Origin of the sequence: Acinetobacter sp. YH12235 (assembly GCF_013417705.1) — a bacterium.
GTDB lineage: Bacteria > Pseudomonadota > Gammaproteobacteria > Pseudomonadales > Moraxellaceae > Acinetobacter.
This window is the reverse complement of record NZ_VPDL01000005.1, coordinates 19,882-46,652: the sequence shown is the minus strand read 5'-3', so window position 1 is coordinate 46,652 and position 26,771 is coordinate 19,882. Positions and strand designations below refer to the sequence as shown.

22 protein-coding genes and 1 riboswitch are annotated in these 26,771 nt (G+C 44.8%); of the genes, 17 read left to right on the top strand and 5 right to left on the bottom strand.

Annotated features, from left to right (window positions below):
- Window positions 1–54 precede the first annotated feature (54 nt).
- Window positions 55–495: a DciA family protein gene (locus FTV13_RS03935; RefSeq protein ID WP_004781492.1), complete on the bottom strand. Its 441-nt coding sequence runs from the start codon at window positions 493–495 to the stop codon at window positions 55–57.
- 110 nt (window positions 496–605) lie between these two features.
- Between FTV13_RS03935 and FTV13_RS03930 the strand changes: the two genes are divergently transcribed.
- The 10 genes from FTV13_RS03930 to recJ all read left to right on the top strand — a co-directional run bounded on the left by FTV13_RS03930 (window position 606) and on the right by recJ (window position 14,270).
- A complete protein-coding gene (locus FTV13_RS03930; protein ID WP_034170247.1) occupies window positions 606–1,295 on the top strand; it encodes a M23 family metallopeptidase in 690 nt (229 codons plus the stop codon).
- Window positions 1,296–1,645: 350 nt separating this feature from the next.
- Entirely contained in the window at window positions 1,646–4,348 is a 2,703-nt protein-coding gene (gene aceE, locus FTV13_RS03925) for a pyruvate dehydrogenase (acetyl-transferring), homodimeric type (protein ID WP_180011097.1), read from the top strand.
- A gap of 2 nt (window positions 4,349–4,350) precedes the next feature.
- On the top strand, window positions 4,351–6,381 hold the full coding sequence (locus tag FTV13_RS03920; RefSeq protein ID WP_180011095.1) for a 2-oxo acid dehydrogenase subunit E2: 2,031 nt from the start codon (window positions 4,351–4,353) through the stop codon (window positions 6,379–6,381).
- 88 nt (window positions 6,382–6,469) lie between these two features.
- A riboswitch (yybP-ykoY riboswitch) is annotated at window positions 6,470–6,610 on the top strand.
- Window positions 6,611–6,683: 73 nt separating this feature from the next.
- Window positions 6,684–7,259, top strand: a complete 576-nt coding sequence (locus tag FTV13_RS03915; protein ID WP_159123792.1) for a TMEM165/GDT1 family protein — start codon at window positions 6,684–6,686, stop codon at window positions 7,257–7,259.
- Between the two features lie 186 nt (window positions 7,260–7,445).
- Window positions 7,446–8,243 (top strand): MBL fold metallo-hydrolase, encoded by a 798-nt coding sequence (locus FTV13_RS03910; RefSeq protein ID WP_159123793.1) that lies wholly within the window; start codon window positions 7,446–7,448, stop codon window positions 8,241–8,243.
- A 100-nt stretch (window positions 8,244–8,343) separates the two neighbouring features.
- Window positions 8,344–8,709 (top strand): YkgJ family cysteine cluster protein, encoded by a 366-nt coding sequence (locus FTV13_RS03905; protein ID WP_166137458.1) that lies wholly within the window; start codon window positions 8,344–8,346, stop codon window positions 8,707–8,709.
- Between the two features lie 262 nt (window positions 8,710–8,971).
- A complete protein-coding gene (gene guaB, locus FTV13_RS03900; protein ID WP_034170242.1) occupies window positions 8,972–10,438 on the top strand; it encodes an IMP dehydrogenase in 1,467 nt (488 codons plus the stop codon).
- A gap of 122 nt (window positions 10,439–10,560) precedes the next feature.
- Window positions 10,561–11,892 (top strand): phosphoglucosamine mutase, encoded by a 1,332-nt coding sequence (gene glmM / locus FTV13_RS03895; protein ID WP_180011093.1) that lies wholly within the window; start codon window positions 10,561–10,563, stop codon window positions 11,890–11,892.
- A 15-nt stretch (window positions 11,893–11,907) separates the two neighbouring features.
- Window positions 11,908–12,564, top strand: a complete 657-nt coding sequence (gene pdxH, locus FTV13_RS03890; protein ID WP_180011091.1) for a pyridoxamine 5'-phosphate oxidase — start codon at window positions 11,908–11,910, stop codon at window positions 12,562–12,564.
- 2 nt (window positions 12,565–12,566) lie between these two features.
- Window positions 12,567–14,270, top strand: a complete 1,704-nt coding sequence (recJ, locus tag FTV13_RS03885) for a single-stranded-DNA-specific exonuclease RecJ (RefSeq protein ID WP_180011089.1) — start codon at window positions 12,567–12,569, stop codon at window positions 14,268–14,270.
- Window positions 14,271–14,327: 57 nt separating this feature from the next.
- Here the strand turns inward: recJ and FTV13_RS03880 are convergent, their stop codons facing one another.
- Both FTV13_RS03880 and FTV13_RS03875 read right to left on the bottom strand, forming a co-directional pair.
- A complete protein-coding gene (locus tag FTV13_RS03880) occupies window positions 14,328–15,128 on the bottom strand; it encodes a putative porin (protein ID WP_179991927.1) in 801 nt (266 codons plus the stop codon).
- A 172-nt stretch (window positions 15,129–15,300) separates the two neighbouring features.
- Window positions 15,301–16,086, bottom strand: a complete 786-nt coding sequence (locus FTV13_RS03875; RefSeq protein WP_180011087.1) for a putative porin — start codon at window positions 16,084–16,086, stop codon at window positions 15,301–15,303.
- Between the two features lie 503 nt (window positions 16,087–16,589).
- Here FTV13_RS03875 and prfB point away from each other — a divergent pair.
- From prfB to FTV13_RS03850, 5 genes are all read left to right on the top strand, one after another.
- Window positions 16,590–17,685 (top strand): peptide chain release factor 2 gene (prfB, locus tag FTV13_RS03870; protein ID WP_104426741.1). Its coding sequence is split into 2 segments (ribosomal slippage): window positions 16,590–16,661 and window positions 16,663–17,685, totalling 1,095 coding nucleotides; the frame shifts between segments, so codons are not numbered across the junction.
- Window positions 17,686–17,831: 146 nt separating this feature from the next.
- Entirely contained in the window at window positions 17,832–18,131 is a 300-nt protein-coding gene (locus FTV13_RS03865) for a helix-turn-helix transcriptional regulator (RefSeq protein ID WP_180011131.1), read from the top strand.
- A gap of 15 nt (window positions 18,132–18,146) precedes the next feature.
- Window positions 18,147–19,232 (top strand): alkene reductase, encoded by a 1,086-nt coding sequence (locus FTV13_RS03860; protein WP_180011085.1) that lies wholly within the window; start codon window positions 18,147–18,149, stop codon window positions 19,230–19,232.
- Between the two features lie 81 nt (window positions 19,233–19,313).
- On the top strand, window positions 19,314–20,594 hold the full coding sequence (locus tag FTV13_RS03855; RefSeq protein ID WP_180011130.1) for a 3-deoxy-D-manno-octulosonic acid transferase: 1,281 nt from the start codon (window positions 19,314–19,316) through the stop codon (window positions 20,592–20,594).
- A gap of 276 nt (window positions 20,595–20,870) precedes the next feature.
- Complete coding sequence (locus tag FTV13_RS03850; protein ID WP_179991928.1) at window positions 20,871–21,584, top strand: 16S rRNA (uracil(1498)-N(3))-methyltransferase; 714 nt, start codon at window positions 20,871–20,873, stop codon at window positions 21,582–21,584.
- Here FTV13_RS03850 and FTV13_RS03845 read toward each other — a convergent pair.
- Both FTV13_RS03845 and FTV13_RS03840 read right to left on the bottom strand, forming a co-directional pair.
- Window positions 21,558–22,538: a mechanosensitive ion channel family protein gene (locus FTV13_RS03845; protein ID WP_159123798.1), complete on the bottom strand. Its 981-nt coding sequence runs from the start codon at window positions 22,536–22,538 to the stop codon at window positions 21,558–21,560. The two genes, FTV13_RS03850 and FTV13_RS03845, sit on opposite strands and share 27 nt — an antisense overlap.
- Before the next feature lie 107 nt (window positions 22,539–22,645).
- Window positions 22,646–23,221 (bottom strand): DUF805 domain-containing protein, encoded by a 576-nt coding sequence (locus FTV13_RS03840; protein ID WP_180011083.1) that lies wholly within the window; start codon window positions 23,219–23,221, stop codon window positions 22,646–22,648.
- A gap of 261 nt (window positions 23,222–23,482) precedes the next feature.
- On the opposite strand from FTV13_RS03840, the gene acs reads away from it, so the two are divergent.
- Complete coding sequence (gene acs, locus FTV13_RS03835; protein ID WP_180011081.1) at window positions 23,483–25,429, top strand: acetate--CoA ligase; 1,947 nt, start codon at window positions 23,483–23,485, stop codon at window positions 25,427–25,429.
- Between the two features lie 130 nt (window positions 25,430–25,559).
- The gene (locus FTV13_RS03830; RefSeq protein ID WP_180011079.1) at window positions 25,560–26,741 is read left to right on the top strand and encodes an acyl-CoA dehydrogenase family protein; all 1,182 of its coding nucleotides are present in this window, start codon (window positions 25,560–25,562) and stop codon (window positions 26,739–26,741) included.
- The last annotated feature ends 30 nt before the right edge of the window (window positions 26,742–26,771 follow it).

Here is a 26,771-nt window from a genome sequence, read left to right as displayed (position 1 = left end):
GTGACACCTGTCACATAAAAACAACATTGGAATTTATTACATCTCATTGCAATGTTACTTTTTATTGCTTGCCAAACGTAGTAAAGCTTGGCTAAGCTTAGGGTCGCTTATAAAGTCAGCAGCACCGCGAAGTAATTCCTGTGTTTCTGGACTCAAGGCTCTTTCAGATTTTTCTGGAACCGGTTGAACAGGGGATGGATTCCTTAAGCAAACCTGGATTTTAGTGAGATCTTTTAATTCGTTTATTTGAGAGAGTTGTGAGATGTATTGCTTTTGAAGATAGGCCAATTGAGAAATCATGGCTTGGTTTTCACCAGTAATCGTTAACACACCATTTTGATAGCAGGCAACTTGCCATTGTTCGGGTTGAGGCAATAGCGGTTGTACGAGTTTCGTAAGCTTCTGCCATGCAGAAACTTGTGATGAGAGAAACGAAAAGTTTCCTGTTTTTATCTGTTTTCTTGTTTTTTGAAAGACGTTGACAGGTTCCGACATACATAATTCCTACATGTTTATGTCTTAATCTTATGCGCTTCTTAAAGTGGATATCAAGGAAGAGATCTTCAAGAAACTCGATTAGCAGTTTAGAGAGGTTTTTTATGCATATGCCTATGCGACGTATTCTATTGGCATTTTCTATTTCGGTTTCAGCTGCTTCAGTAGCTTTTGCAGATTTAGTGGATCTGAATCAACAAGATGCTACACCTGACCGTCTTGAGCAGTTAACACGTACTTTATCGCAGGGTTCTTATACCCATCCTGAAGATATTGATATTCCCGCACAAACTAAATTAAATGTTCAGCTACGTGAAAAACCGGTTGAACTGAATAATCAGACCATTGCTCAAAAATATGGCAATTCTTCATCCAGTAAAGTTGCATCTTCAAATAATCCTTATTCGTGGTTAGTGGCTCATCCATTACCCGACATGAAACGTGTCAGCTCAAATTTTGGCGGCCGTACCATGGGTGGTCGTGCTGAAAATCACTCAGGTCTAGATCTGGCTGCTGCAAGCGGTACACCGATCTATGCAACTGGTCCTGGTATCGTAACCAAATCGGGTTGGGGTACAGGTTATGGTCAGTATGTCGAAATTAACCATGGTAATGGATACCTTACTCGTTATGCCCATGCTTCACGCTTGATTGCACGTGTGGGAGATCAGGTGCAAGCCGGTGATCATATTGCGAATGTAGGTTGTACAGGTCGTTGTACTGGTCCTCATCTACACTATGAAGTAGTAAAAGACGGTCAACGTAAAAATCCTTCAACTTATTTAGCAATGTTGCCTTAAGCGTAGCTTTGCTCAAAATAACTGAAATACTTTAATACGTCTGATACTTGATACTCATAAAAAATCAATCAAACCGCTTTTAAGGCAATTAGACTGAACATTTCTTCCAGGGAGTAGAGAAGGAGTTCGGTCTAATTGCTTTTAGATATTATATTATCACCGAGAATTATAACTGTCGTATAAAAAATCGCCATTATTGACTTCTTTTTGTTACTTTGTGTAAGAAAGTGTCAATGGATATTTAGATAATAAATAGTACTCCAGAATCGCATTCAGCCAGAGCCATACCTGCATAAGCCGTAAATATGATACATATAAGTGATCAATTTGGCTTTCAGGAACTGTAGATTATGGCGTTTTATGGAGATACCGACGCTCAAGAAACCCAAGAATGGCAAGACGCTTTTGACTCCGTTTTGCAACACATGGGAACCGAGCGCGCCGCCTTTTTACTTGAAAAACTTTATCAACGCGCAATTGCCAAACATGTTCCTATTCAGCGTTTAAATACTCCCTACTTAAACACTATTTCTGTAGAAGAACAACCTGCGATGCCGGGCGACCAGGACATGGAGCGCCGTATTCGCGCGCTGATCCGCTGGAATGCTTTGGCAATGGTGCTTCGCGCAAATAAAACCGGTGATGACTTAGGTGGTCACTTGGCCAGCTTTGCTTCATCTGCCACTTTATACGATGTGGGTTTTAACCATTTCTTCCGTGCCAATAACGACAGCTTCGGTGGCGACCTGATCTACTATCAAGGTCACTGTGCCCCGGGGATTTATGCCCGCTCATTTCTAGAAGGCCGCTTAACTGAAGAGCATCTGAATAATTTCCGTCGTGAAGTCGGCGGCAAAGGTCTGCCTTCTTATCCTCATCCTTACTTGATGCCAGACTACTGGCAGTTCCCGACGGTATCGATGGGCCTGGGTCCAATCATGTCGATCTATCAGGCGCATATTCAAAAGTATCTGATGAACCGTGGCCTGATTAAGGAAGAAGACCGTAAAGTCTGGGCTTATCTGGGCGATGGCGAAATGGATGAGCCGGAAAGCTTAGGCGCGATTTCACTGGCGGGTCGTGAGAAGCTGGACAACCTGATCTGGGTGGTGAACTGTAACTTGCAGCGTCTGGATGGCCCGGTACGTGGTAATGGCAAGATCATTCAGGAACTTGAATCATTGTTCCGTGGTGCTGGCTGGCGCGTGATTAAAGTTGTCTGGGGTCGTCATTGGGATCCGCTACTGGATAAAGACAAATCTGGTGCACTCAAAGCGATTATGGAAGAAGCAGTAGATGGTGATTATCAGCGCTATCAGGTGAAAGGTGGTGCTTATGCACGCGCACATTTCTTTGGTAAATATCCAGAAGCAGAAGCTTTGGTCAAAGACCTGAGCGATGAAGATATCGATAATCTGAACCGTGGTGGTCATGACCCGTACAAAGTCTTTGCTGCCTATGCAGAAGCGACCAAGGCCAAAGGTCAACCAACGGTCATTCTGGCGAAAACCGTAAAAGGTTATGGTCTGTCTGATGAAATTGAAGCGGTGAACAAGACCCACCAAATCAAGAAAATGCAGCTGGAATCATTGAAATATGTACGTAACCGTTTCAACTTGCCATTTACTGATGAACAACTGGAAGAAATTCCATTCTACCGCCCAAGTGAAAATTCGCCTGAAATTAAATATATGAAGGCACGCCGTGAGGCACTGGGTGGTTATCTGCCAGCACGTCGCAAAGAAAGCGAATCTTTACCGATTCCTGAACTTTCTGTATTTGATGCTGTGCTTAAAGGTTCAAACGGTAAAGAACAGTCCACCACCATGGTCATGGTCCGCTTAATCTCTGCCTTATTAAAAGAGAAAGCAATCAAGGACCGTGTGGTCCCGATTGTTCCGGATGAAGCACGTACCTTTGGTCTGGAAGGGATGTTCCGTCAATTGGGGATCTATGCAGCGCATGGTCAACAATATACCCCTGAAGATCAGGAACAGTTGATGCATTACCGGGAAGCCAAAGACGGTCATATGTTACAGGAAGGGATTAACGAAGCCGGTGCGATGAGCGCATGGGCAGCCTTGGCGACCAGTTATTCAACCAATAACCTGCCAATGATCCCGATGTACATGTACTACTCAATGTTCGGCTTCCAGCGTATTGGCGATATTGCCTGGGCAGCAGGTGATGCACAGGCGCAAGGTTTCTTGCTGGGTGCAACCGCTGGCCGTACTACCTTAAATGGTGAGGGCTTGCAGCATCAGGATGGTCATTCGCATATTCTGGCCAACACCATTCCAAACTGTGTCTCTTATGACCCGTGCTTTGGCTATGAGCTTGCCGTGATCGTGCATGATGGTCTGCAACGTATGTATGTGAATCAGGAGCGTGTGTTCTATTATCTGACCCTGATGAATGAAAACTACGAACATCCGCCAATGCCGCAAGGTGCAGAAGAAGGCATCAAGCGTGGTATGTATCTGCTGGAAGAAGACGAAAAAGCGACGGTTCAGTTGATGGGTTCAGGCGTGATTCTGCGTGAAGTGATCAAGGCCGCAAAAATCCTGCGTGAGGAATATCAGATTCATGCCAATGTCTGGAGCGTGACCAGCTTTAACGAACTCGCTCGCGATGGTATGGCATGTGAAGAATATAACCGCCTGCATCCACTGGCTGAAGAAGCGAAAGAGCCATGGGTGTCTCAGCAGTTACGTGACAAGGACGGTATTGTGGTATCGGCTACCGATCACATGCGTGCCTATAGCGAACAGATCCGTGCCTATCTTCCAGATAGCCGTCCATTCGTAGCCTTGGGTACCGATGGTTATGGCCGTTCAGATACCCGTGGCAACCTGCGTAGCTACTTTGGTGTCGATGCTGCACATATTGTCGTAGCAACCTTGAAGAAGCTGGCAGATGAAGGTGAAGTCGATGCACGTTTAGTGAAAGATGCGATCTCTAGCTTTGAGTTAGATACTGATCGTCCGGTGGCTTGGGCGCCACAGGCGACCCCGGAACTGCATGCTGTTGCTGACTACAAAGAGGAGAACTAATCATGCAAATTACGACTCCAGATATTGGTGTAGATAAGGCAACTGTGGCAGAAATCCTGGTGAAGGTGGGCGACACCATCGCTGTAGATGAAAGTATTGTGCTGCTGGAATCAGATAAAGCCTCTGTTGAAGTGCCAAGCACTTCAGCAGGTGTGGTTAAAAGCATCCTGGTCAATCAGGGTGATGAAGTATCTGAAGGTACTGTCCTGATTGAACTGCAAGCTGAAGATGATGCCAGTACGGTAGAAAGTCAGGAAGCTGATGCTACTGACAAAACTTCGGAAAATACTCCAACTGAATTACCTGATGAGGAAATCCTGCAGGAAGTGGCGACACATCAGCCTAAAGCCTCTAGCCAAAGTGAACAGTCCTCTCAATCGGCTTCTACATCTACTGTAGAAGTGAAATTGCCGGATATTGGCGTAGAAAAAGCCCTGGTGGGTGAAATTCTGGTTCAGGTTGGCGATGAAGTTGAAGTTGATCAAAGCCTGGTCGTGGTTGAATCGGATAAAGCGACAGTTGAAGTACCAAGTACGGTTGCAGGTACTGTGGAAGCGATTCATATTCAGGAAGGTGATTCAGTCAAAGAAGGAGTGCTGATTCTGACAGTGAAAACTGCAGATTCGGCACCAGCTGCTGAGCAAGCAGCGCCTCAAGCGGCAGAAAAGCCGAAAGCTCAAGCAACACCTGAAGCCAAAACTGAAACAGCGTCACAACAGGCGGCATCCCCTGCAGGCGATATTGAAGTAAAAGTACCAGACTTGGGTGTAGACAAGGCATCTGTAGCAGAAATTCTGGTACAGGTCGGTGATGCGGTGGAGAAAGACCAGAGCATCATCGTGGTCGAATCGGATAAAGCGACAGTAGAAGTGCCAAGCACGACTGCCGGAGTGATTAAGGCGATTCATGTTGAGCTGGGTCAGAATGTTTCTGAAGGCGTGGCACTGATTACGATTGAAGCTGAGGGACAGACATCACCTGCTGCGGCTCCTGCGACAAAATCAGAAGCACCTGCAGCCAAAGCTACACCTGCACCAGCTGCAGCGCCAAAAGCTGACACTGCTGCTGCGACGCCTGAAACGCATAGTGCAGACAAGCTTAGCAAAGAGCAGAACGCTGCCAATGCCAAAGTTTATGCTGGTCCTGCTGTGCGTAAACTGGCTCGTGAACTGGGTGTGGTATTGGCAGAAGTGAAGGCTTCTGGTCCGCATGAACGTCTAATGAAAGAAGACCTGTTTGCGTATGTGAAAGATCGTCTGACTGCACCGCAAACAACAACCGCACCTGCGGCAGCTACAGCTCCTGCTGGCTTACCAAAACTGCCTGATTTCAGTGCTTTTGGTGGGGTAGAAGAGAAAGCCTTGACGCGTCTGCAACAGGTTTCGATTCCGCAGTTATCTTTAAATAACTATATCCCACAAGTGACCCAGTTTGATGCAGCAGACATCACTGAGCTGGAAGCTTGGCGTAATGAGCTGAAAGGCAACTTCAAGAAAGAAGGTATTGGCCTGACCATCATGGCTTTCATTATCAAGGCTGTAGCTTATCTGCTCAAAGAAGAGCGCGAATTTGCTGGTCATCTGTCTGATGACGGTAAATCGGTATTGCTACGTAATGAGATCCATATGGGCATTGCGGTTGCGACGCCAGATGGTCTGACTGTTCCTGTATTACGTAACCCGGACCAGAAGTCGATCAAGAAGATCGCTATTGAGCTCGGTGAGTTAAGCCAGAAAGCGCGTGATAAGAAATTATCACCTAAAGATCTGCAAGGTGCGAACTTTACCATCACCAGCTTGGGCTCAATTGGCGGTACAGCATTTACGCCGTTGGTGAACTGGCCGCAAGTGGCGATCTTGGGTATTTCTCCTGCGACCATGCAGCCGGTATGGAATGGGGAGGGTTTTGATCCACGTTTGATGCTGCCATTGTCGCTATCTTATGACCATCGCGTAATTAATGGTGCCGATGCTGCACGCTTTACCAATAAGCTGACCAAGCTGTTAAAGGATATTCGTACACTCTTGATCTGATTCATGAATGTATGAAAATAAAAACCCTGCTCCGGCAGGGTTTTTTTATATGACAATTTGTAAATATAAACACGGTTGGCTATAATGGGCGCACTTCATTGGGGAGTAGCCGCCTTTTGCGCAAAGCAGAAGGGTGATGGTCAACATATTTGCTCAACAGGGCATGGTCATCATAGCAAAGAACCAAATAAGCTTCTCGAAGCTTTCTTTTGTTGGCAAGACCTTTGATTTACCATTCTGCAGATTTTGGCTGGCGGGAAGGGTGAATCATCGGTAGAAAATGCCAGCCAGAGAAAGACCGCATGTACGAATTCCTGCTTTCCACGGCCATCGTTGCACTTGCCGAAATGGGTGATAAAACCCAGTTACTGGCTTTGCTTCTTGCAGCACGTTTCCGCAAACCGACACCGATTTTAATTGCAATTTTACTGGCAACCCTGATTAACCATGGTCTTTCAGCAGCCCTGGGGCAATGGGTCACTACCGTTATTGGGCCAGAAATTTTGCTGTGGATCGTGTCAGTCGGTTTTATTGGGATGGCAATCTGGATGCTGATTCCGGATGAATTAGGGGATGAAAACGACAGTATCAATAAATGGCAAAAGTACGGCGTGTTTGGTGCGACTTTTGTGCTGTTCTTCCTGGCTGAAATTGGTGATAAAACCCAGATTGCGACAGTGGCACTGGCAGCACGTTTTGACAGTGTGCTTTGGGTGATGATGGGTACTACCGTCGGAATGATGATTGCCAACGCACCTGCGGTATTTATCGGTGATAAACTGGCGAATAAACTTCCAATCGGCCTGATTCATAAAATTGGCGCCAGTATTTTCTTGATCATTGGTGTCGGCACCTTGGCACAACATTATTTATTTTAAAAATAAAAATCAATTTCGTATAAATCCTGAGCTAAAAACTCGGGATTTTTTATTGTGAAATTGTGCTCAATTTACTGATAAATAAAGTGATATATCCAGTTTTATTGATTGTAAGTTCATTTAATTCCCTATATGTTATATGCCTATAGAAAAACCATCCTAAACGAAAAAAATTGGGGATTACTGATGGCCTTCGAGCGCACCACATCGCAAGTCTTGTTTGATAATGGGACACATAAATGTATTAGTTTTACCAGTCTCGTTAAAGGTGAAGGTGTCCAGGCAAACCAATTTCTGATTTTAGACAATGAGCGTGCTGCAGTACTTGATCCGGGCGGTGATTTAACTTATGTACCGTTGACCATGGAACTGAACCGCTATACCCGGTTAAGCAATCTGGATTATGTGATGGCATCGCATCAGGATCCGGACATTATTACCTCCATGCCGCGCTGGCTGGTCTATACCGAAGCCAAAGTCGTAGCTTCCAAGCTCTGGGCGCGTTTCTTGCCGCATCTGAATTCAGCCTTTATGAGTGACCGTATGAAAGGTAACTGGCTGGATCGTCTGGTTGAATTGCCGGATCATGGTCAGATCATTCCACTCGGTCAATCCAGCATTATTGCTATTCCAGCGCACTTTTTACATTCAGTCGGTAATTTCCAGTTTTATGACCCGATTGCCAAGATCCTGTTTTCTGGTGATATGGGGGCGTCAATGGTCGAGGATGCTTCAAAGCCACTGGAAAATTTTGCAGCGCACATTCCGAAAATGAAAGGATTTCACCAGCGCTATATGTGCAATAACAAGGTGATTCGTTTATGGGTACAGATGGTACGTACCATGGATGTAGACATGATTGTGCCACAACATGGAACACCATTTGTGGGTAAAGAACAGATTAACCAGTTTCTGGACTGGATTGAAACACTGGAATGTGGCACTGATTTAATGGATGAAACTGTTTTTACTTGTCCTGAATAGTTCAAGAAAATTTTAAATTTTTTCTTGAGTAGAAAAACAACATTTTTTATATTTTCCGCCGGCAAAAAAAACTGTTTTTGATGACGAGAATTTATAAGAAATGTTGTCTCAAGTTCCTACACAAGATGCATGTTTAAGTTGTGGCGCATGTTGCGCCTATTTCAGGGTTTCATTTTATTGGGCAGAGGGGATTCCCATGCCTGAGCACTATACTGAGCCTGTCACCTCGGTCTATTCATGCATGGCGGGAACCAATCAGAAAAATCCGCGCTGTGTTGCGCTAGAAGGCAAGATTGGCGAGCAGGTGAGTTGCGGCATGTACGAGCTACGTAGCTCATCCTGTAAAGAAGTGCAGATCGCTGATGCCCAGTGCAATAAAGCACGGATGGCACACAATATGATTCCATTCATCCAGATTGAGCCGGATGAAGCCGAAAATGATGATAATTTCGAACGGGTGAGCTAAATTCAAACTCAAGATTTAAAAAGCAGGGTATGGACTCTGCTTTTTTTATGGGAGAAAAAATTAGTAAGGGATTTTGTAAAGCAAATAAATATGATGACTACTCTGGCATATTTAAATTGTTGATTGAATAGTCAAATTTACAGGTTTAGATATTCGGATTAAATCTAAGTCCAGATTTAGACAAAATAAATTTTGCAATTGCAATGAAATTTAGAGCTAAATTTGTTTATAATAGCGCACGGAAATTACCAGTGAGACTGTTATGTTGACCATCGTTCAAGACGCGTTAACCTTCGATGATGTCCTATTACTCCCTGCCTACTCTACTGTTCTCCCAAAAGATGTCTCTCTAAAGACACGCCTGACTCGCGGCATTAACCTGAATATCCCACTTGTTTCAGCAGCTATGGATACTGTGACTGAGTCACGTATGGCAATTGCGATGGCACAAAATGGCGGTATCGGTATTCTGCACAAGAACATGGATATTGCTGCCCAGGCCGCAGAAGTACGCCGTGTGAAAAAATTTGAAGCCGGTATGGTGAAAGATCCGATCACAGTTACCCCAGAAACTACAGTACGTGAACTGATCGCTGTAACTCAAGCGAATAACATCAGTGGCGTACCCGTGGTTAAAGACGGTAAAGTGGTTGGTATCGTGACAGGTCGTGATACACGTTTTGAAACCAATCTGGAACAGCCGGTTAGCAATATCATGACTGGCCAAGACCGTCTGGTGACTGTGCGTGAAGGCGAATCGAAAGAAAACATTCAGGCCTTATTGCAAAAAAACCGTATTGAAAAAGTGATCGTTGTCGGCGAAAACAACGAATTAAAAGGCTTGATCACGGTAACTGATTTCCGTAAAGCGGAACTTTATCCAAATAGCTGTAAAGATGATTTAGGTCGTCTACGTGTAGGTGCAGCAGTTGGTACTGGCGCTGAAACACCAAGCCGTGTAGAAGCACTGGTTGATGCTGGTGTAGATGTGATCGTTGTGGACACTGCACATGGTCACTCTGCGGGTGTGATCGAGCGTGTACGCTGGGTCAAACAGAACTACCCGCAAGTTCAAGTGATTGGCGGTAACATCGCCACTGGTGATGCTGCGCTTGCCTTGCTTGATGCGGGTGCGGACGCCGTAAAAGTGGGGATTGGTCCTGGCTCAATCTGTACAACTCGTATTGTGGCTGGTATTGGTATGCCACAAATTTCTGCAATTGATTCTGTTGCACGTGCATTGAAAGAACAGATTCCATTGATTGCTGATGGTGGTATCCGTTTCTCTGGAGATATGGCAAAAGCGATTGGCGCTGGTGCAAGTACCATCATGGTGGGTTCACTGATGGCCGGTACTGAAGAAGCACCGGGCGAAGTTGAATTCTTCCAGGGCCGTTACTACAAGGCTTACCGTGGTATGGGTTCTTTGGGTGCGATGGCCGGTGCAACTGGTTCTGCTGACCGTTACTTCCAGGATTCTAAAGCCGGTGCTGAAAAACTGGTTCCTGAAGGTATTGAAGGTCGCGTACCGTACAAAGGCCCAATGGGCAATATCGTGCATCAGATGATGGGCGGTCTGCGTTCTTCTATGGGCTATACTGGTTCTGCAACGATTGATGATCTTCGTCAAAATGCCAAGTTTGTGAAAATCACATCTGCCGGTATGTCTGAGTCTCACGTGCATGATGTAACCATCACCAAAGAAGCGCCAAACTACCGTATGGGTTAACTTTCGCTGATTGTTTACTCTAAAAAAGCCGTCATCCTCATGACGGCTTTTTTGTTTTGGTGTACAGTGTTGCACAATGAAAAAGGATGATGTAAATCACCCGCTAAGAAGTGAGACAAAGCATGAGTTATTTTGGTACCGATGGTATTCGTGGAAAATTTGGTGAGTTACCGATTACACCTGAATTTGCCCTGAAATTAGGTTTTGCGGCAGGAAAAGTATTAAAACGAAATAGCAAAAAAAGCAAACCATTGGTGGTACTGGGTAAAGATACCCGTTTATCTGGTTATATTCTGGAATCTGCGCTACAGGCAGGACTCAATGCGGCAGGTGTTTATGTGCATCTGCTTGGACCTTTGCCAACCCCGGCCATTGCCCATTTGACCCGTGCTTTGCATGCCAGCCTCGGTATTGTCATTTCTGCATCACACAATCCGTATTTCGATAACGGCATTAAGTTTTTCTCGAGTGAAGGTAAAAAACTGCCTGATGCTTTGCAGGATGAGATCAACCAGGAACTGGAAAAAGAACTAGTAATTGAAGATAACGCGAACTTGGGTAAAAGTTTCCGTGTGAAAGATGCTAATGGTCGTTATATCGAATTCTGTAAGTCGACTTTCCCATACCATTTAGACCTGAATGATTTAACCATTGTCGTTGACTGTGCCAATGGTGCAGCTTATAGCGTTGGCCCTGCGGTTTTCCGTGAACTGGGTGCTAAGGTTATTTCCATCTATGATGAACCGACCGGTCTGAATATCAATGAGAACTGTGGTTCAACTCATCCGGAAAATCTGCAAAAAGCAGTGGTTGAGCATGGTGCTGATTTAGGCATAGCCTTCGATGGTGATGCTGACCGCGTGATTATGGTCGATAAAAACGGTGAGCAAATTACCGGTGATCATATTCTGTATATTCTTGCGACTCAGGCAAAAAATAAGCCAGCTGGGATTGTTGGTACCTTGATGAGCAATATGGCGCTGGAACTGGCCCTCGAGAAAGCTGGGGTAGAGCTGCTACGTGCCAAAGTCGGTGACCGTTATGTACTGCAAGGTCTGGAAGAAAAAGGCTGGTCGATTGGTGGCGAGCCATCAGGTCATATCCTGACTTTAGACAAGAGCACCACAGGCGATGCGATTATTGCTGCACTACAAGTCTTAACCGTGATGGTCGAGCAGAAGAAAGCGCTACATGAGTTAGTGGCTGACTTTAAATTATTGCCGAATGTCTTGGTGAATGTACGTCTGAATACCATGTTTGACCCGTACTCAGTGCCTGCTTTGACTGCAGAGTTTAGCAAAGCTGAAGAGCAGCTCAAAGGCCGTGGCCGTTTACTGATCCGTAAATCAGGGACTGAACCGGTGATCCGTGTCATGGTGGAAGGCGAGGATCTTGCAGAGGTAACCACACTGGCAAATTCATTGGCTGATGCGGTACGTGCCAACGCCGCTTAAATGGGGGAAGAGTGAATGAGCGATCTGATTAAGGATCTAAGTGAACTGCGTCTGAACTACCAAAAAGGCGAGCTACATGAAGATCAGGTCAATCCCAATCCGCATATGCAGTTTTTGCAGTGGTTTAACCATGCACTTGCTGCACAGCTGCATGAACCTTATGCCATGTCATTGGCAACTGCAAATGCACAGGGTCGTCCGCATGTGCGCACAGTGTTGCTGCGTGGTGCGACTGAAGCGGGTTATGATTTCTATACCAATTATGATAGTCAGAAAGGTCTGGATCTGGCCGAAAACCCGTATGCTGAACTGCTGTTTTACTGGCAGGAACAGGAACGTCAGATCCGGATTAGCGGTAAGGTAATTAAAATTTCGGAAGAAGAATCAACTGACTATTATCATAAACGTCCGCGCGAAAGTCAGATCGCTGCGCATATCAGTACCCCGCAAAGCGGTGTGGTTGCGAGTCGTGAAGAATTACAGCAACGTTTCTGGGATCTGCATCAGCAGGTCGCTAATCAGGAAGAACTGGATAAGCCGGGATTCTGGGGCGGCTATCGTTTGCAGCCGGATTATTATGAATTCTGGCAGGGCCGTCCCAACCGTTTACATGATCGCCTGAGTTATGAAAAAATCGATGGGGCGTGGAAACTACAACGATTGATGCCATAACAATGCCTAAACTTGAAATCAAGCAAAGACCTTTACTGACACGCCCTGAATCTTTTCAGGGCGTGCCTTCATTCGTAGCCGAAATTTTGGCACGCCGTGGTGTGGAATCTGGACAGGAGCTGGAGCTTAAACTCAAGCATCTACTGGCACCGACCATGAAAGGCTTAACAGAAGCGATCCAGCTGATTGATCAGGCTATAGATACTGGCCAGAAAATCGTAATCGTCGGTGACTATGATGCTGATGGGGCGACCAGTACCACACTAATGGTACTCGCCCTGCGTGATATGGGTGCCCATGTTGAGTATCTGGTTCCTGACCGGTTTAAGTATGGTTATGGCCTGACACCTGCGATTGCGGATCTGGCTTTTGCTAATTTTACGCCGGATCTTTTAATCACAGTGGATAACGGGATTTCCAGTCATGAAGGCGTGAAACAGGCGCAAGATCATGGTATGCAGGTGATTATTACCGATCACCACTTAACCACCAAGCCTACACCTGCAGCAGAGGCTGTGGTCAATCCTAATCAGCTGGGCTGTGATTTTCCAAGTAAGGCTTTGGCGGGTGTAGGGGTAGCTTTTTATGTTCTGGCAAATCTATCGACTCATCGTAAAAAGTTGAGTAAATCTTCAACGGTTATTACCAATTATCTGGATCTGGTCGCTTTAGGTACTTATGCAGATGTCGCAAGTCTGGACTATAACAACCGTATTCTGGTGGATGCCGGCTTAAAACGGATTCAACATCATCTTTGCCGACCTGGCATCAGTGCCTTGCTAGAGATTGCTGGTCGTGATGCAGCTACGCTCAAAGCGCAGGATCTGGGTTTTGTGCTTGGCCCACGCATTAATGCAGCGGGTCGTATGGAAACCATGGATATCGGGATCGAGTGTTTGCTTGCTCCGGATCTGGCAACCGCTTATCCACTCGCAGAACAGCTGAATAAACTCAATGTCGAACGTCGTCAGGTAGAAGGTAAAATCAAGCAGGAAGCTTTGACTGAACTGGAAAAAATCCAGCTGGATGAGAATACTTTGCCAGCCGCGCTGATCATGTTTGAACAGCACTGGCATCAGGGTGTGATCGGGATTGTGGCGGGGCGTTTAAAAGAACAGTTCCATCGTCCAAGTATTGTGTTCGCAGCAGATGAAGATGGGATTCATATCAAAGGTTCAGCACGTTCCATTGAAGGGATTCATATCCGGGATAGTATTGAACGGATAGCAGAGCAGTATCCGCATCTGGTCAGCCATTTTGGTGGGCACGCGGCCGCAGCGGGACTAACTATTAAAAAACAGCATTTTGCTGAATTTAAACAGGTCTTTGAACAGCTGATTGCAGAGATGGATGAAAGCCTATTTACCGCTACGCTGTGGACTGATGGGGAACTACCGGCATCAGCTTTCCAAATTGAAACGGTCGATTTACTGCAAAACTTAAGTCCATGGGGACAAAAGTTTCCTCAACCGATTTTTGAAGGCATCTTTAAGATTCTGGATTACCGCTGGCTCAAGGATGTACATCTGAAATTACGTGTTGCCTTAGAGAATGGACAGGTTGTGGATGCGATTGCTTTTAGTGCCATCGATAAATACAAGTTTGATCCGATGAAACAGCATGTACGTCTGGTCTATGAACTGGATAAAAATGTCTTTAATGGCAATGTTAGCCTGCAAATGCGAATTGCTCATCTGGAACAATAAATTATTCAAATAAAAAACCGCTCAATTGAGCGGTTTTTTGACTTCTAATCGGAGAGATTAGAAGCGGAAAGTACCATTGATACCAAACGAGTCAATACCGTCAGTTGTGTGGTAATTTACACCTGCTGCAATAGTTGGCGTAAAGAATTTTTGAGCTTTAATACCGAACAGTGTATCTGAACCATCTGCAGTAGAATCAGCAATAGATAGACCTACACTGAGAGTTGGATCGATATAAAGATCAGCAGCTAAGCGATAGGTTGTTTCATCACCAATATAAGTTAAACCTTCAAAATTGGTGAAATGATTGCCAATTTGAGTCACGTATTTGGCACGTAAAGATAATGCAGTGTCATCACCTACAGTAAGTGCATTTGAAAGATTTGCGGTGAAACCATAGTTTGCCACTTGAACCGGGTCTACGCTTTCATTTGCGGCACCTACTGCTAGCAACAAGCCAGTAACTGGTAGGTAACCTACTTCAAGCGCATAACCGGTATTATCGTCACCTGCAAAATCAACTTGGTTAATAGTACCGCTTACATAAAATTGAGTATTTGGAATATAAAACTCACCACTTACACCAAACACATCAATATCTTCATCGCCATCACCGCTTGCATTTGCATAACCTAAGCCAATATTGCTTGCTTTATTTAGGAAAGCCGCTTCTGCAAGTGGAGAGTTCTTAACTTGAACATCATTTAAATAATATTTTCCATTGATGAAAAATGTATCTAGATCCCCAAGGTTATCGATATCAGTGTTTTCATACCCTACATTAAGTTCAGCTTGGTAAGCATGTGCAGTTCCTAGGCTAGCAAGAAGTGCTGTAGCAAGAGCAAGTTTCTTAAACATTTAGATTTTCTCTCTTTGTTATAAAATATGGCTGTTTTATTAACAGTTGTAACAAATTGTACAGATAATAATCGCCCCGTCAATGTGCAAAAACTACCTAAATGCTTGTTTAAAGTGCAATAAAAAACCCATCCGAAGATGGGTTTTTTATAATGAAATTTCTTAGTTTGGATTAGAAGCGGTATTTCGCAGCTAGACCAAATTTGTTGTAGTCTTGGTTACCAATTTCACCAAAACCTACACGACCTTCCAAGCTCACTTGTTCATTAAAGAATTTACGTGCACTTACACCAAATTCATTTGAGTCATATGGGCCATTGTCTTTGCTTTGATAATCAGCACCAACACTTAAAGTTTTGTCGATGAAGTAGTCAGCTTTTAAGTTGTACTCATCCAGGTCGCCAAAGGCAGCGCCAGCTTCAAGGTTAATGTCTTTACCATTACTTAAAGTAGTCACATATTTAGCACGTAAAGTTGGATCTACACCGTCATCATAGTCATTGTCATAACCTTTCACACCTGCTGCAATTAACAGACCTGGTGCAGGTAAATAACCGACTTCAGCACTATAAACGGTTTCGTCAAAATCAGGTGCATAGTCGTATTTAGAATCATCACGACCTACGCTACCACTCAAATAAAAATCTGAGTTTGGTACGAAGTATTCAGCACCTACACCATAACGGTGACGTTCTGAAGAGTCGTAATCATCATATTGATATTGAGCTTTCACATTACTTGCACGATCAAGGAAAGCTGCTTCGGCCAATGGCGCATTACGTGTTTCAACTGGATTAAAGTAATATGTGCCATCAACACCAAAAGAGCCGCTTGAGCTACCATTGTCAGGATCAACTAATCCTGCAGATGCACCCACTTCCGCTTGATAAGCATGAGCTGCTGTACCTGTAAGAGCTACGGCTGAAAGTAATGCTGAAGCGATTGCTAGTTTTTTCATGCGGATACTCCCCTCTGAAAATATGGCTAAAATTAATACACTTTTTGTTACAACTTTAAGTCTAGACCAATTCCAATAATCGTCAATCAAAGGAAAGTTACTACATTGTGAGTAAGGTAATATTATGTAATTTTCATTTAATAACTAATTGAATTTAAAAACTAAAAATGAAATGTTTTGTTTTATTAAAAGTGTGTAGATATTGTGGAATGTATTGAAAATGCTATTTTTTATCTTATTTTGTAGGGGTTTTAGGGTTTTAAAATGAATCAAAAACTGAGTATAAAAATACAGCGAAATATATTTAAGAATAGAATGAGAAAGTATTAAAAATAATATTTAGCTATTTTATCGGGCTGACAAATTTTGTAATTAAAAAATGTGCGAGTGACATTTTCTTGCTTAGCTTTAAAGATGGATTTATCGCTATAAATTGGCGAAATAGACTGTGATATAATATTGACCTAAGAATTTATACCTAATTTTGATTGAGAGTAATTCACGTGGAAATTAATCCGTATCTAAACCAATTAAAAGACTTAAACGAACGTGGTCAAACACTACGGGGGTATCTTTGACTACGATCTGAAAAAAGAGCGTTTAGAAGAAGTCCTGCGTGAATTAGAAGACCCAGCGATCTGGAATGACCAGAGTCGTGCTCAGGCCATGGCCAAAGAAAAAGGCGAGCTTGAGAATGTACTCAATGTACTGGACGGCTTAACCACCCAGCTTGAAGATGCCCAGGCAATGCTTGACCTTGCGGTTGAAGCAGATGAAGAGGCCATGCTGGAAGATGTGCAAGCTGAACTGAATGCGGCTGAAGAAGAACTGGCGAAGCTTGAATTCCGTCGTATGTTCAGCAACCCGATGGATCCAAACCCTTGCTATGTGGAGATTCAGGCAGGTTCAGGCGGTACTGAAGCACAGGACTGGGCATCTATGCTGTTACGTATGTATATGCGCTGGATCGAACGTCATGGTTTTAAAGCTGAATTGATGGAAGAGTCTGACGGTGATGTCGCCGGGATTAAATCTGCGACGATTCGTGTCGAAGGTGAGTATGCCTATGGCTGGTTACGTACCGAATCTGGTGTACATCGTTTAGTGCGTAAATCACCCTTTGACTCGGGCAACCGTCGTCATACGTCATTCTCTGCCGTGTTTGTCTCACCCGAAGTCGATGACAATATCGAAATTGAAATCAATCCTTCAGATGTCCGTACTGATACTTACCGTGCCTCAGGTGCGGGTGGTCAGCACATTAACAAAACTGACTCTGCGGTGCGTTTAACCCACATTCCAACCGGTATTGTGGTGGCATGTCAGAACCAGCGTTCACAACATGCTAACCGTGACCATGCCTGGAAGCAATTACGTGCCAAGCTGTATGAGCTGGAAATGAATAAACGTAATGAAGCTGCACAGGCATTGGAAGATTCCAAGTCTGATATCGGCTGGGGTAGCCAGATCCGTTCTTATGTCCTGGATGATTCACGTATCAAGGATTTGCGTACAGGGGTAGAAAACTCTAATACTGGCGCAGTTCTGGATGGTGATCTGGACAAATTTATCGAAGCAAGCCTGAAACAGGGCCTGTAAGAAATTGTTTAAAAGCTGGCGTAACAAAGCTTTAACAGACTGTGACTCTTATATCCAAATTATTCGATATATAAATCGAAAAAATACGATATAATGGTCGCAGATGCTGAATGAAGTTTCGTTGCGCCACTGATTGTGATGTGCCTATGGACCTTGATCTAATTTTTAAAGCCTTAGCCAATCCGACCCGTCGACAAATTCTGGAGTGGTTAAAATCTCCGGAGCAATATCTGCCTGCGGAAGAGTGTGGTGGCTTTCAACGTGGGGTCTGTGCAGGTCAAATTGAACGTTTGGGCCAGGTTTCACAGTCCACCATGTCCAATCACCTGTCGGTATTACAGCAGGCTGGCCTGATTACTGCGACCAAGCATGGACAGTGGTCATATTTCTCCCGCAATGAAACTTTGATTCAGCAATTTATCGAACACCTACAACAACACCTTTAACAGGTGGGAGTAACGATGGCTGAATTAAATTCTCCTTTAACGCTCGGTGCGTTAGAGCTTAAAAACCGTGTCATCATGGCGCCGCTGACCCGTAGCCGTGCAACTGCTGATCGTGTTCCAACCTCCATGATGGTTGAGTACTATGCGCAACGTGCAAGTGCTGGTCTGATCATTTCTGAAGCTACAGTGATTTCCGAAGAAGCCAACGGTTATTTAAATACTCCAGGATTGTTTACCGATGCTCAGGTCGAAGGCTGGAAAAAGGTCACTCAAGCGGTTCATGAGAAGGGCGGTCTGATTGTTGCCCAGCTTTGGCATGTTGGTCGTGTATCGCATCCGGATCTGTTAAATGGTGAAATACCAGTCTCTGCAAGTGCAGTACAACAGGCGGGTCATGTCAGCTTGTTACGCCCGAAGCGTCCATACGTTACGCCACGTCCTTTGGAAGTTTCTGAAATTCACGCGATTACCGAGCAGTACAAGCAAGCCGCGATTCGTGCTAAAGAAGCCGGTTTTGACGGTGTTGAATTACATGCTGCCAATGGTTATCTGATTGACCAGTTCCTGCAAAGCAAAACCAATCAGCGTGAGGATGAATACGGCGGTTCAGTCGAAAACCGTACACGGTTCCTGCTAGAAGCAACTGATGCACTGATTGAAGTATGGGGTGCAGATCGTGTAGGGGTGCATTTTGCTCCGCGTGGTGATGACCATGACATGGGTGATAATGATCCACGTGAAACATTTGGCTATGCCATGGAGCAGCTAGGCAAGCGCAAGATTGCCTTCTTCTTTACCCGTGAATATCTGGCTGAAGACAGTATTTCTGAATATATGAAAGAGCGTTCTGGTGGAGTACCTTATATTGCTAATATGCAACTGAGTCGTGAAGATGCGATTGAGCTACTGGCAGCTGAAAAGGCAGATGCAGTCGCATTTGGTAAAGCCTACATTGCGAATCCTGATCTATACGAGCGTCTGCTTCAGAATGCACCGCTGAATGAGCTGAAAATGGAAAATATGATCGGCAGTCAGGTGGCTGAAGGTTATATTGATTATCCAACTTTGGCAGAAGTTAAGGTATTAAGTACCATAGAATAATTCGAAATAAGAGCCACATCGATTAACATGTCGATGTGGCTCTGTTATATTTTGCCGATTGAATCTGTTTTGGGGCGCAATGTGGCTACTCCATTCTGGTATAACGCAGCCTTGGCGCTAGCGAAACCGCTTTATCAATCCCGTATACGTAAACGTGCGACCAGTCCGGAACAATTAGAACAAGAATTGCTGGAACGTTTTGGTCCTTTCCAATCTCCTAAAAACCTGCAGGCGATTTGGTTTCATGTGGTATCCGTAGGGGAAACCAATGCCGCTCAACCTTTAATTGAACATTACTTAAAACTTGGGCATCCGGTTCTAGTGACCAATACCACCAAGACCGGGCAGGCACGTGCCAAATCTCTCTTCTTGAAAGAACCTTATTTAGACTTATTCCAGGCTGTATATTTGCCAGCTGACCAAAAAAAACTGATTCGTGATTTTTATCAAAAATATCAGCCTAAGTTATTACTGTTGATGGAAACCGAGCTCTGGCCAAATCTGATTGATCAAGCACCTGCTTTTAATGTGCCATGTCTGTTACTGAATGCCCGTCTTTCTGAAAAATCCGCCAAGGGCTATGGCAAAGTCAAAGGCCTAACCCGTGGCATGCTTAAGAATTTAACCGGCCTTTTGGCTCAGGATACCGCAACCCAGCAGCGTTATATTGATCTAGGTATAGCTTTAGAAAAAACTCAGGTCTTGGGCAATATCAAGTTTGATATTACGGCACCGCAGCAATTTATTGATCATGCTGCCCAATTGAAACAGGAATGGTCTTTGCAAGGCCGGAAGATCATTACTCTCGCCAGTACGCATGCGCCTGAAGAGCAGCAATTGATGGCTGAGCTTAAAGCTGCGTTAGATGCAACTCCAGCATTGGTTTGTATCGTGGTGCCACGCCATCCGGAACGTTTTGATGAGGTGTTCCAAGCTGCACAGTCCTTAGGTTTAAGAACCCAACGTCGTAGTCTGGGGCAACGTATCGAAGAAGATACTCAGGTTTATCTGGCGGATTCCATGGGCGAGATGTGGCTCTGGTATGCCTTGAGCCAAGCCTGTTATGTCGGCGGTTCCCTGAATGAACCAGGTGGTGGGCATAACATTCTGGAACCGATTGCGCTGAATGTCCCAACGATTCTGGGTAAAAACTATTTTAACTTTCAGACGATTGTCGATGAGTTTGTTCAGGCGCATGCGGTAGAAGTAGTGCAGGATGCTAAACAGTCTGCTGAGACTTTGCTAGAAATTCTGAATAATTCAACTAAAGCTGAAAGTTTGAATACTGCTGCACAAAAGATTATGCAGCAGAATCAGGGTTCACTTGAAAGGCATATTCAGGTGATTGATCAATATCTTTGATTATATTCTGATTTGTGAAGAAGCTGATTTTCATGGATTGATTGTATAAGGTTAAAACTAAGCCTTATCTTTATAGATTTAATGCTAGCGCTCTTCTTTCTTTTACTTTTGTTTCGGCAAAAGTAACAAAACCATTTGTCATCCACAAAAATCGTCATATACCATCTTTTTGCAAAGATATCGCAGAACCTATATCAGGCAAAAAGAGCCCTGCCTCGGACAATTGTGGATGAAGTTTCCGCGTATCCAGTGATGGATTTGTTGAGTTAATTTTTTATGAATATCGTCCTGCTTGATCCCCGCCAAACTGAATCTGAACTATGGCCGATTAGCTCAAAGCGACAACTGGAGCATTTGCAACAGCATCTTGAGATTCAGGTTGGTGACACATTAAAAGTTGGGATTCGGGAAGGGAAACGGTATCTAACTGAAGTTGTCGAAATTTCTGAAAAAGCAGTTTTATTGAAACCCATTCAAGAAGAATCAGTTCCTGCAAAGCTGCCTGTTACCTTGATTGTAGCCTTACCACGTCCTAAAGTTTTGCGCCGTCTGATCATGGATGCTGTGACCATGGGGGTAGAAAAGATCATTTTATTGCATAGCTATCGGGTGGATAAAAGCTATTGGCAGACCCCATTTTTGCAGCAGCTGAATCATTATATCGATCTCGGGCTAGAACAGGCAGGAGATACGCTTGCTCCGAAAATTGAGCTATATAAACGCTTTAAACCTTTTGTCGAAGATATCTTGCCGGGACTCATTACAGCAGACTGTCCAGCCTTTGTTGCACATCCTTATGCCGAACAGCCGATGCCATATGCACTTCAGCATCCTTGCACGATTGTCATAGGTCCGGAAGGTGGTTTTATTCCTTATGAGGTCGATTTACTCATAAAAAACGGCTGCCAGGCAGTGAGCCTTGGCAACCGTATTCTCCGTACTGAAACGGCGATTTCGTATGTTTTAGGTCGACTGTTTAGCGCGAGCTGAAGCATCTTCATGGCCATCGCCACGATAGACTTTCACTTCCTGCACCGGATATGGAATCGAAATGTTATGTTCAGCAAAGGCTTGAATCACCCGTTCCTGAACGGCACTGATTGAGGTGCCTATGCCTGTTTCAGTGGTATTGACCCACCATAAGGCTTTGAGGGTAATCGAGAAGTCTGCCAGTGCAATCACATTGACGCTAAATGCAGGTTGACTCAGGATGGTCGGATCTTTATCCAGAATTGCAGTAATAATATCCTTGGCTTTCTGGATATCATCTTCATAACCGATCCCGACCGAAAATTCACAGCGGCGACGGGTATAAGCAGTATTCACTGTGACTGCACTGGTATAGACCGTAGCATTTGGAATTACGATACGACGACCATCTGGCGAGCGTAAAAAGGTTGCACGAATCTGGATATCTTCTACGGTACCCTCCAGACCATTCACGATAATGTCATCGCCAATCTTGAAAGGTTCACCCAGCAAAATTAGTACACCTGAGAGCAGGTTCTGGAAAATATCCTTAAATGCGAAACCGATCGCCACCGAACCAATCCCAAGCGCACTCATCAGCTGACCTGGGGTGAAACCTGGAATCGCAATCACCAGCCCGATTAAAACACCGAAGAAAACAATCACGGTACTACCGACACGGTTCAGCACCAGCACCAGATTCTGTCGGGTATAAGTACGGTTTTCTAAAGTCTTACGGACAAAAAACTTAAACAGTTTTGACAGTAACCAGAAAATGACAATGACTGTTAGCGCAATACAGAAATAAGGCACACGCTCCCAGAAACCCTCCATGATCTTGTCAATGGTGCTATAGGCATCATTGTACTTGGAGGTATGTTCGATCACAGTTTGGGCAGTTTTTTCAGTCGCCTGATGCAGGAGCTCAGTCGTCCCTTCAGTTACCTGGCTTAAAGTATTCTCTTGCTCAGCCACAAAAACTCCACAATTTAAATTTCGCTTATTTTGCCTCAACTACAGCAAAAAATTAACAACAGCGAAGTTTATACACAATATATTTATGCAAAACAGACACAATTGGTTTAAAAGAACTCAGTCGTTTTTTGTTTCACTTCACTTGGGATTCTTGAAGGTTCACCTTCACTCATATAAGAGAATAATGCAGTCGTCGCCAACAGGCTCAATACGGTAAAAATGATTACCAGCCAAGCTACAATCTTTTCCCAGACGGGGCTTGTACGTATTGGGCCATACTGATTGCTGCCTCTTGTTCCTGGAAAAAGTACGATATAAATCCAGACAAACAGATTGATCAAAGGCACGAAGAATAGCAGCATCCACCAGCCACTACGGTCCAGATCATGTAAACGTCGTACTGTAATCACAATACCCAAATACAGGTAGACCAGCATGATCGCCAAGGCAATCAGACTGGACAGGCCATGCAGAGAAATTTGCCAGTTTGAATCTACCGATAGGCTGGCAATATTCACAATATCAATACTTAAACCTAGCGCAATACTGCTGCATAAGAAAATAAACTGTAAAAATGCAGACCAGGCAATAAAACTCAAACGTCCAAATCGGCCCCTGATCGATAAGGGATGATCTGCTGCAGGAAAAGGAGGAGGGAAATAGGAAGGTTCAGTTGAATTCATGGGCAAGATCCTAAGCCTGTATAAAATACAGCGAGAGTGGGAGACTCATTTTATTTGACGATAGCAATATCTAGCTGACTTTGGCCATAGCTGAGCATTATCCGAAGTTATTCTGATTGAATTTGAATAAATAATCTACGACGAAAGCATGATTGTCGGATTTGAAATATGCAGTACATACTGCCATTATGCATAAAAAACAATCAACAAAATGCCATCAAGCTCTCGTGATGAGATAGAACAAGATCAAGGAAGCGAACAATGAAAGAAATCTATCCAGTACCAGTAGAATTTAAGAAAACCGCACGTACCACTGATACAGAGTATTTTGAGCGTTATCAGCAATCCATTGAACAACCGGATCAGTTCTGGGCTGAACAGGCACAACGCTTGGATTGGATCAAACCTTTTACCCAGGTTAAAAATACCAGTTTTGATAAAGACAATTTTAAAATTGAATGGTTTGCAGATGGCCAGCTCAATGTCAGTGCCAACTGTCTGGATCGCCATCTTAAGGAACATCCTTATAAACCGGCGATTATCTGGGAAGGGGATCATCCATCCCGTCACAAGATTATTTCTTTTCATGAGCTTTATGATGAAACCTGCCGTTTTGCCAATGTACTGAAAAAGAACGGGATTAAAAAAGGCGACCGGGTGGTGCTGTATATGCCAATGGTCTCGGAAGCCGCAATTGCCATGCTGGCCTGTGCCCGGATTGGTGCAGTGCATTGTGTGGTGTTTGGTGGTTTCTCACCTGATTCTCTGGCCAGCCGGATTGAAGACAGTCAGGCCAAAATGGTGATTACCGCAGATTCGGGCATGCGTGGTGGCAAAGCTATTCCACTGAAAGCCAATGTGGATGAAGCCCTGAAAGTCGCCGGTACCGAATCGGTTGAACATGTCATCGTTGTACATCGCACTGGCAATCCGGTGGAAATGCAACAGGGGCGTGATCTCTGGTATCACATGGAAATTATGACCGTCAATGAGATCTGTCCGCCTGAGCCGATGAATGCGGAAGATCCGCTGTTTATCCTGTATACCTCGGGTTCAACCGGAAAACCTAAGGGCGTACTGCATACCACAGGCGGCTATCTGACTTATGTGAACTGTACTTTCCGAGAAGTTTTTGACATCAAACAGGATGATGTGTTCTGGTGTACTGCCGATGTCGGCTGGATTACCGGGCATTCCTATGTACTGTATGGTCCGCTCTCTAATGGTACGACTACGGTCATGTTCGAGGGAGTGCCGCAATATCCGAGCTGGGCACGTACCGGACATATCGTCGACAAGCACAATGTGACCATTCTCTATACTGCACCGACAGCCATTCGTGCCATGATGCGTGAGGGGGATGCCTATGTACGGGAAAGTGATCGTAGCAGTCTGAGAATTTTAGGTTCGGTCGGTGAGCCGATTAACCCGGAAGCCTGGAACTGGTATTACTCGGTAGTCGGTGAAAGCCGCTGCCCGGTGATTGATACCTGGTGGCAAACCGAAACTGGTGGCTTCATGATTACGCCTTTACCAGGTGCGACCGACCTGAAACCGGGTTCTGCAACCCGGCCATTCTTTGGTGTGCAACCCGCCATTGTCGATGCAGAAGGCAAGGAAATTGAAGGGGTGGCAGAAGGGAATCTAGTAATTAAGGATTCTTGGCCAGGTCAGATGCGCACCATCTGGGGTGACCCAGACCGCTTTATTGACGCCTATTTCTCGACCTATCCAGGTACCTATTTTACCGGTGATGGTGCACGTCGTGATGAAGATGGCTATTACTGGATTACTGGTCGTGTCGATGACGTACTCAATGTTTCCGGTCATCGTCTGGGTACGGCAGAGATTGAAAGTGCACTGGTGGCCCATGAAGCAGTTGCCGAAGCTGCTGTTGTCGGTATGCCGCATGACATCAAAGGACAGGGGATTTGTGCCTTTGTTACCTTGCAGGCAGGGACTGAAAGTACTGAACAGTTGCGCGGTGAACTGGTAGCTTGGGTGCGTAAAATTTTAGGGCCAGTGGCAACGCCAGACGCCTTGCATTGGGCACCTGCTTTACCTAAAACGCGTTCAGGAAAAATTATGCGCCGGATCTTAAGAAAGATTGCTGCCAATGAACTGGATAGTCTGGGTGATACTTCAACATTGGCGGAGCCACAGGTGGTAGATCAATTGATTGCTGAAGTGCAGCGCAATCAAGCATAAGTTTGGGACGTTCAAATACCGGCATTATTTGCCGGTATTTTTGTCTCAGGAATAAGCTCTGCATGCTTTCGAATATAGTGCCAAGCTGCAATCTGCTAAGCTAAAACCATGCTGAACTTAGGTCAAAAGAATGAATGTACGACAACAATATCTAGATCAATCTCCACTGCAAATTGCCCAGCAACTGGCAGAAACTTTTGCCCAAACGGCCGCAGTTCGTGACAAGCAGGGCGGTAATCCTAAAGCCGAACGTGATCTGATTCGCCAGAGCGGTTTACTGGGCCTGTCTATTCCGAAACAGTACGGCGGTCAGGAAGCAGACTGGCAGACAATTTTTAAAACCATTCAAATTATTGCCCGAGTTGATAGTTCATTAGCACATGTTTATGGGTTTCATCATTTGCTGATTGCAACGGTTCAATTATTTTCCCAACCAGAACAATATGGCCCATGGTTTGAACAGACCGCTCGGGAAAACCTGTTCTGGGGCAATACCTTAAATCCACTGGACCGTCGTACTACCGCAACAAAAGTTGCTGAAAAAGAATATATTTTTGATGGAAATAAAAGTTTCTGTTCTGGCTCCATTGATTCCGATATTTTACTGTGCTCAGGATATAACGACGCTGGAAAATTACTGATCGGGGTAATTCCAACAGCACGTAAGGGTGTAAGTTTTCTCGGTGACTGGAATAATATGGGTCAACGCCAGACCGATAGCGGCACCAGCCATTTTGAGCAGGTCAAAATTCATGAAGATGAATTACTGTTAAATCCCGGTCCACTGAGTACACCGTATTCAAGCTTACGTCCATTGATTGCCCAGCTGATCTTTGTACACATGTTCCTTGGTGTAGCAGAAGGTGCGTTTGAAGTGGCCAAACAAACCGTACAGACTCAGAAAGCCTGGTCTAAATCACTGGTAGAAGAGGCTGTGAATGACCCTTTTACCCAGAAGCATTTTGCCGATTTTTATGTGCAGCTGGAAAGCGTGCGTTTGCTGGCTGATAAAGCGATTCAAACCTTACAAGCTGCTTGGGATCTGGGCAATGATCTCACTGCCGAGCAGCGTGGTGAAGTTTCAGTGGCGATTGCTACAGCCAAAATCGCGGCCACCAATACATCTCTCTATATCACCCAGAATATTTTTCAGGTGATGGGCGCGCGTGCGACCACAGCCAAACTGAATCTGGACCGTTTCTGGCGTAATGTTCGCACCCAGACCTTGCATGATCCGGTAGATTATAAATATCAGGAAGTTGGGGAATGGATACTGACCGGGAAAGTGCCTGATCCAAGTTTTTATTCTTGATATGAAAATAAAAAGCCTCTGATACTGGAG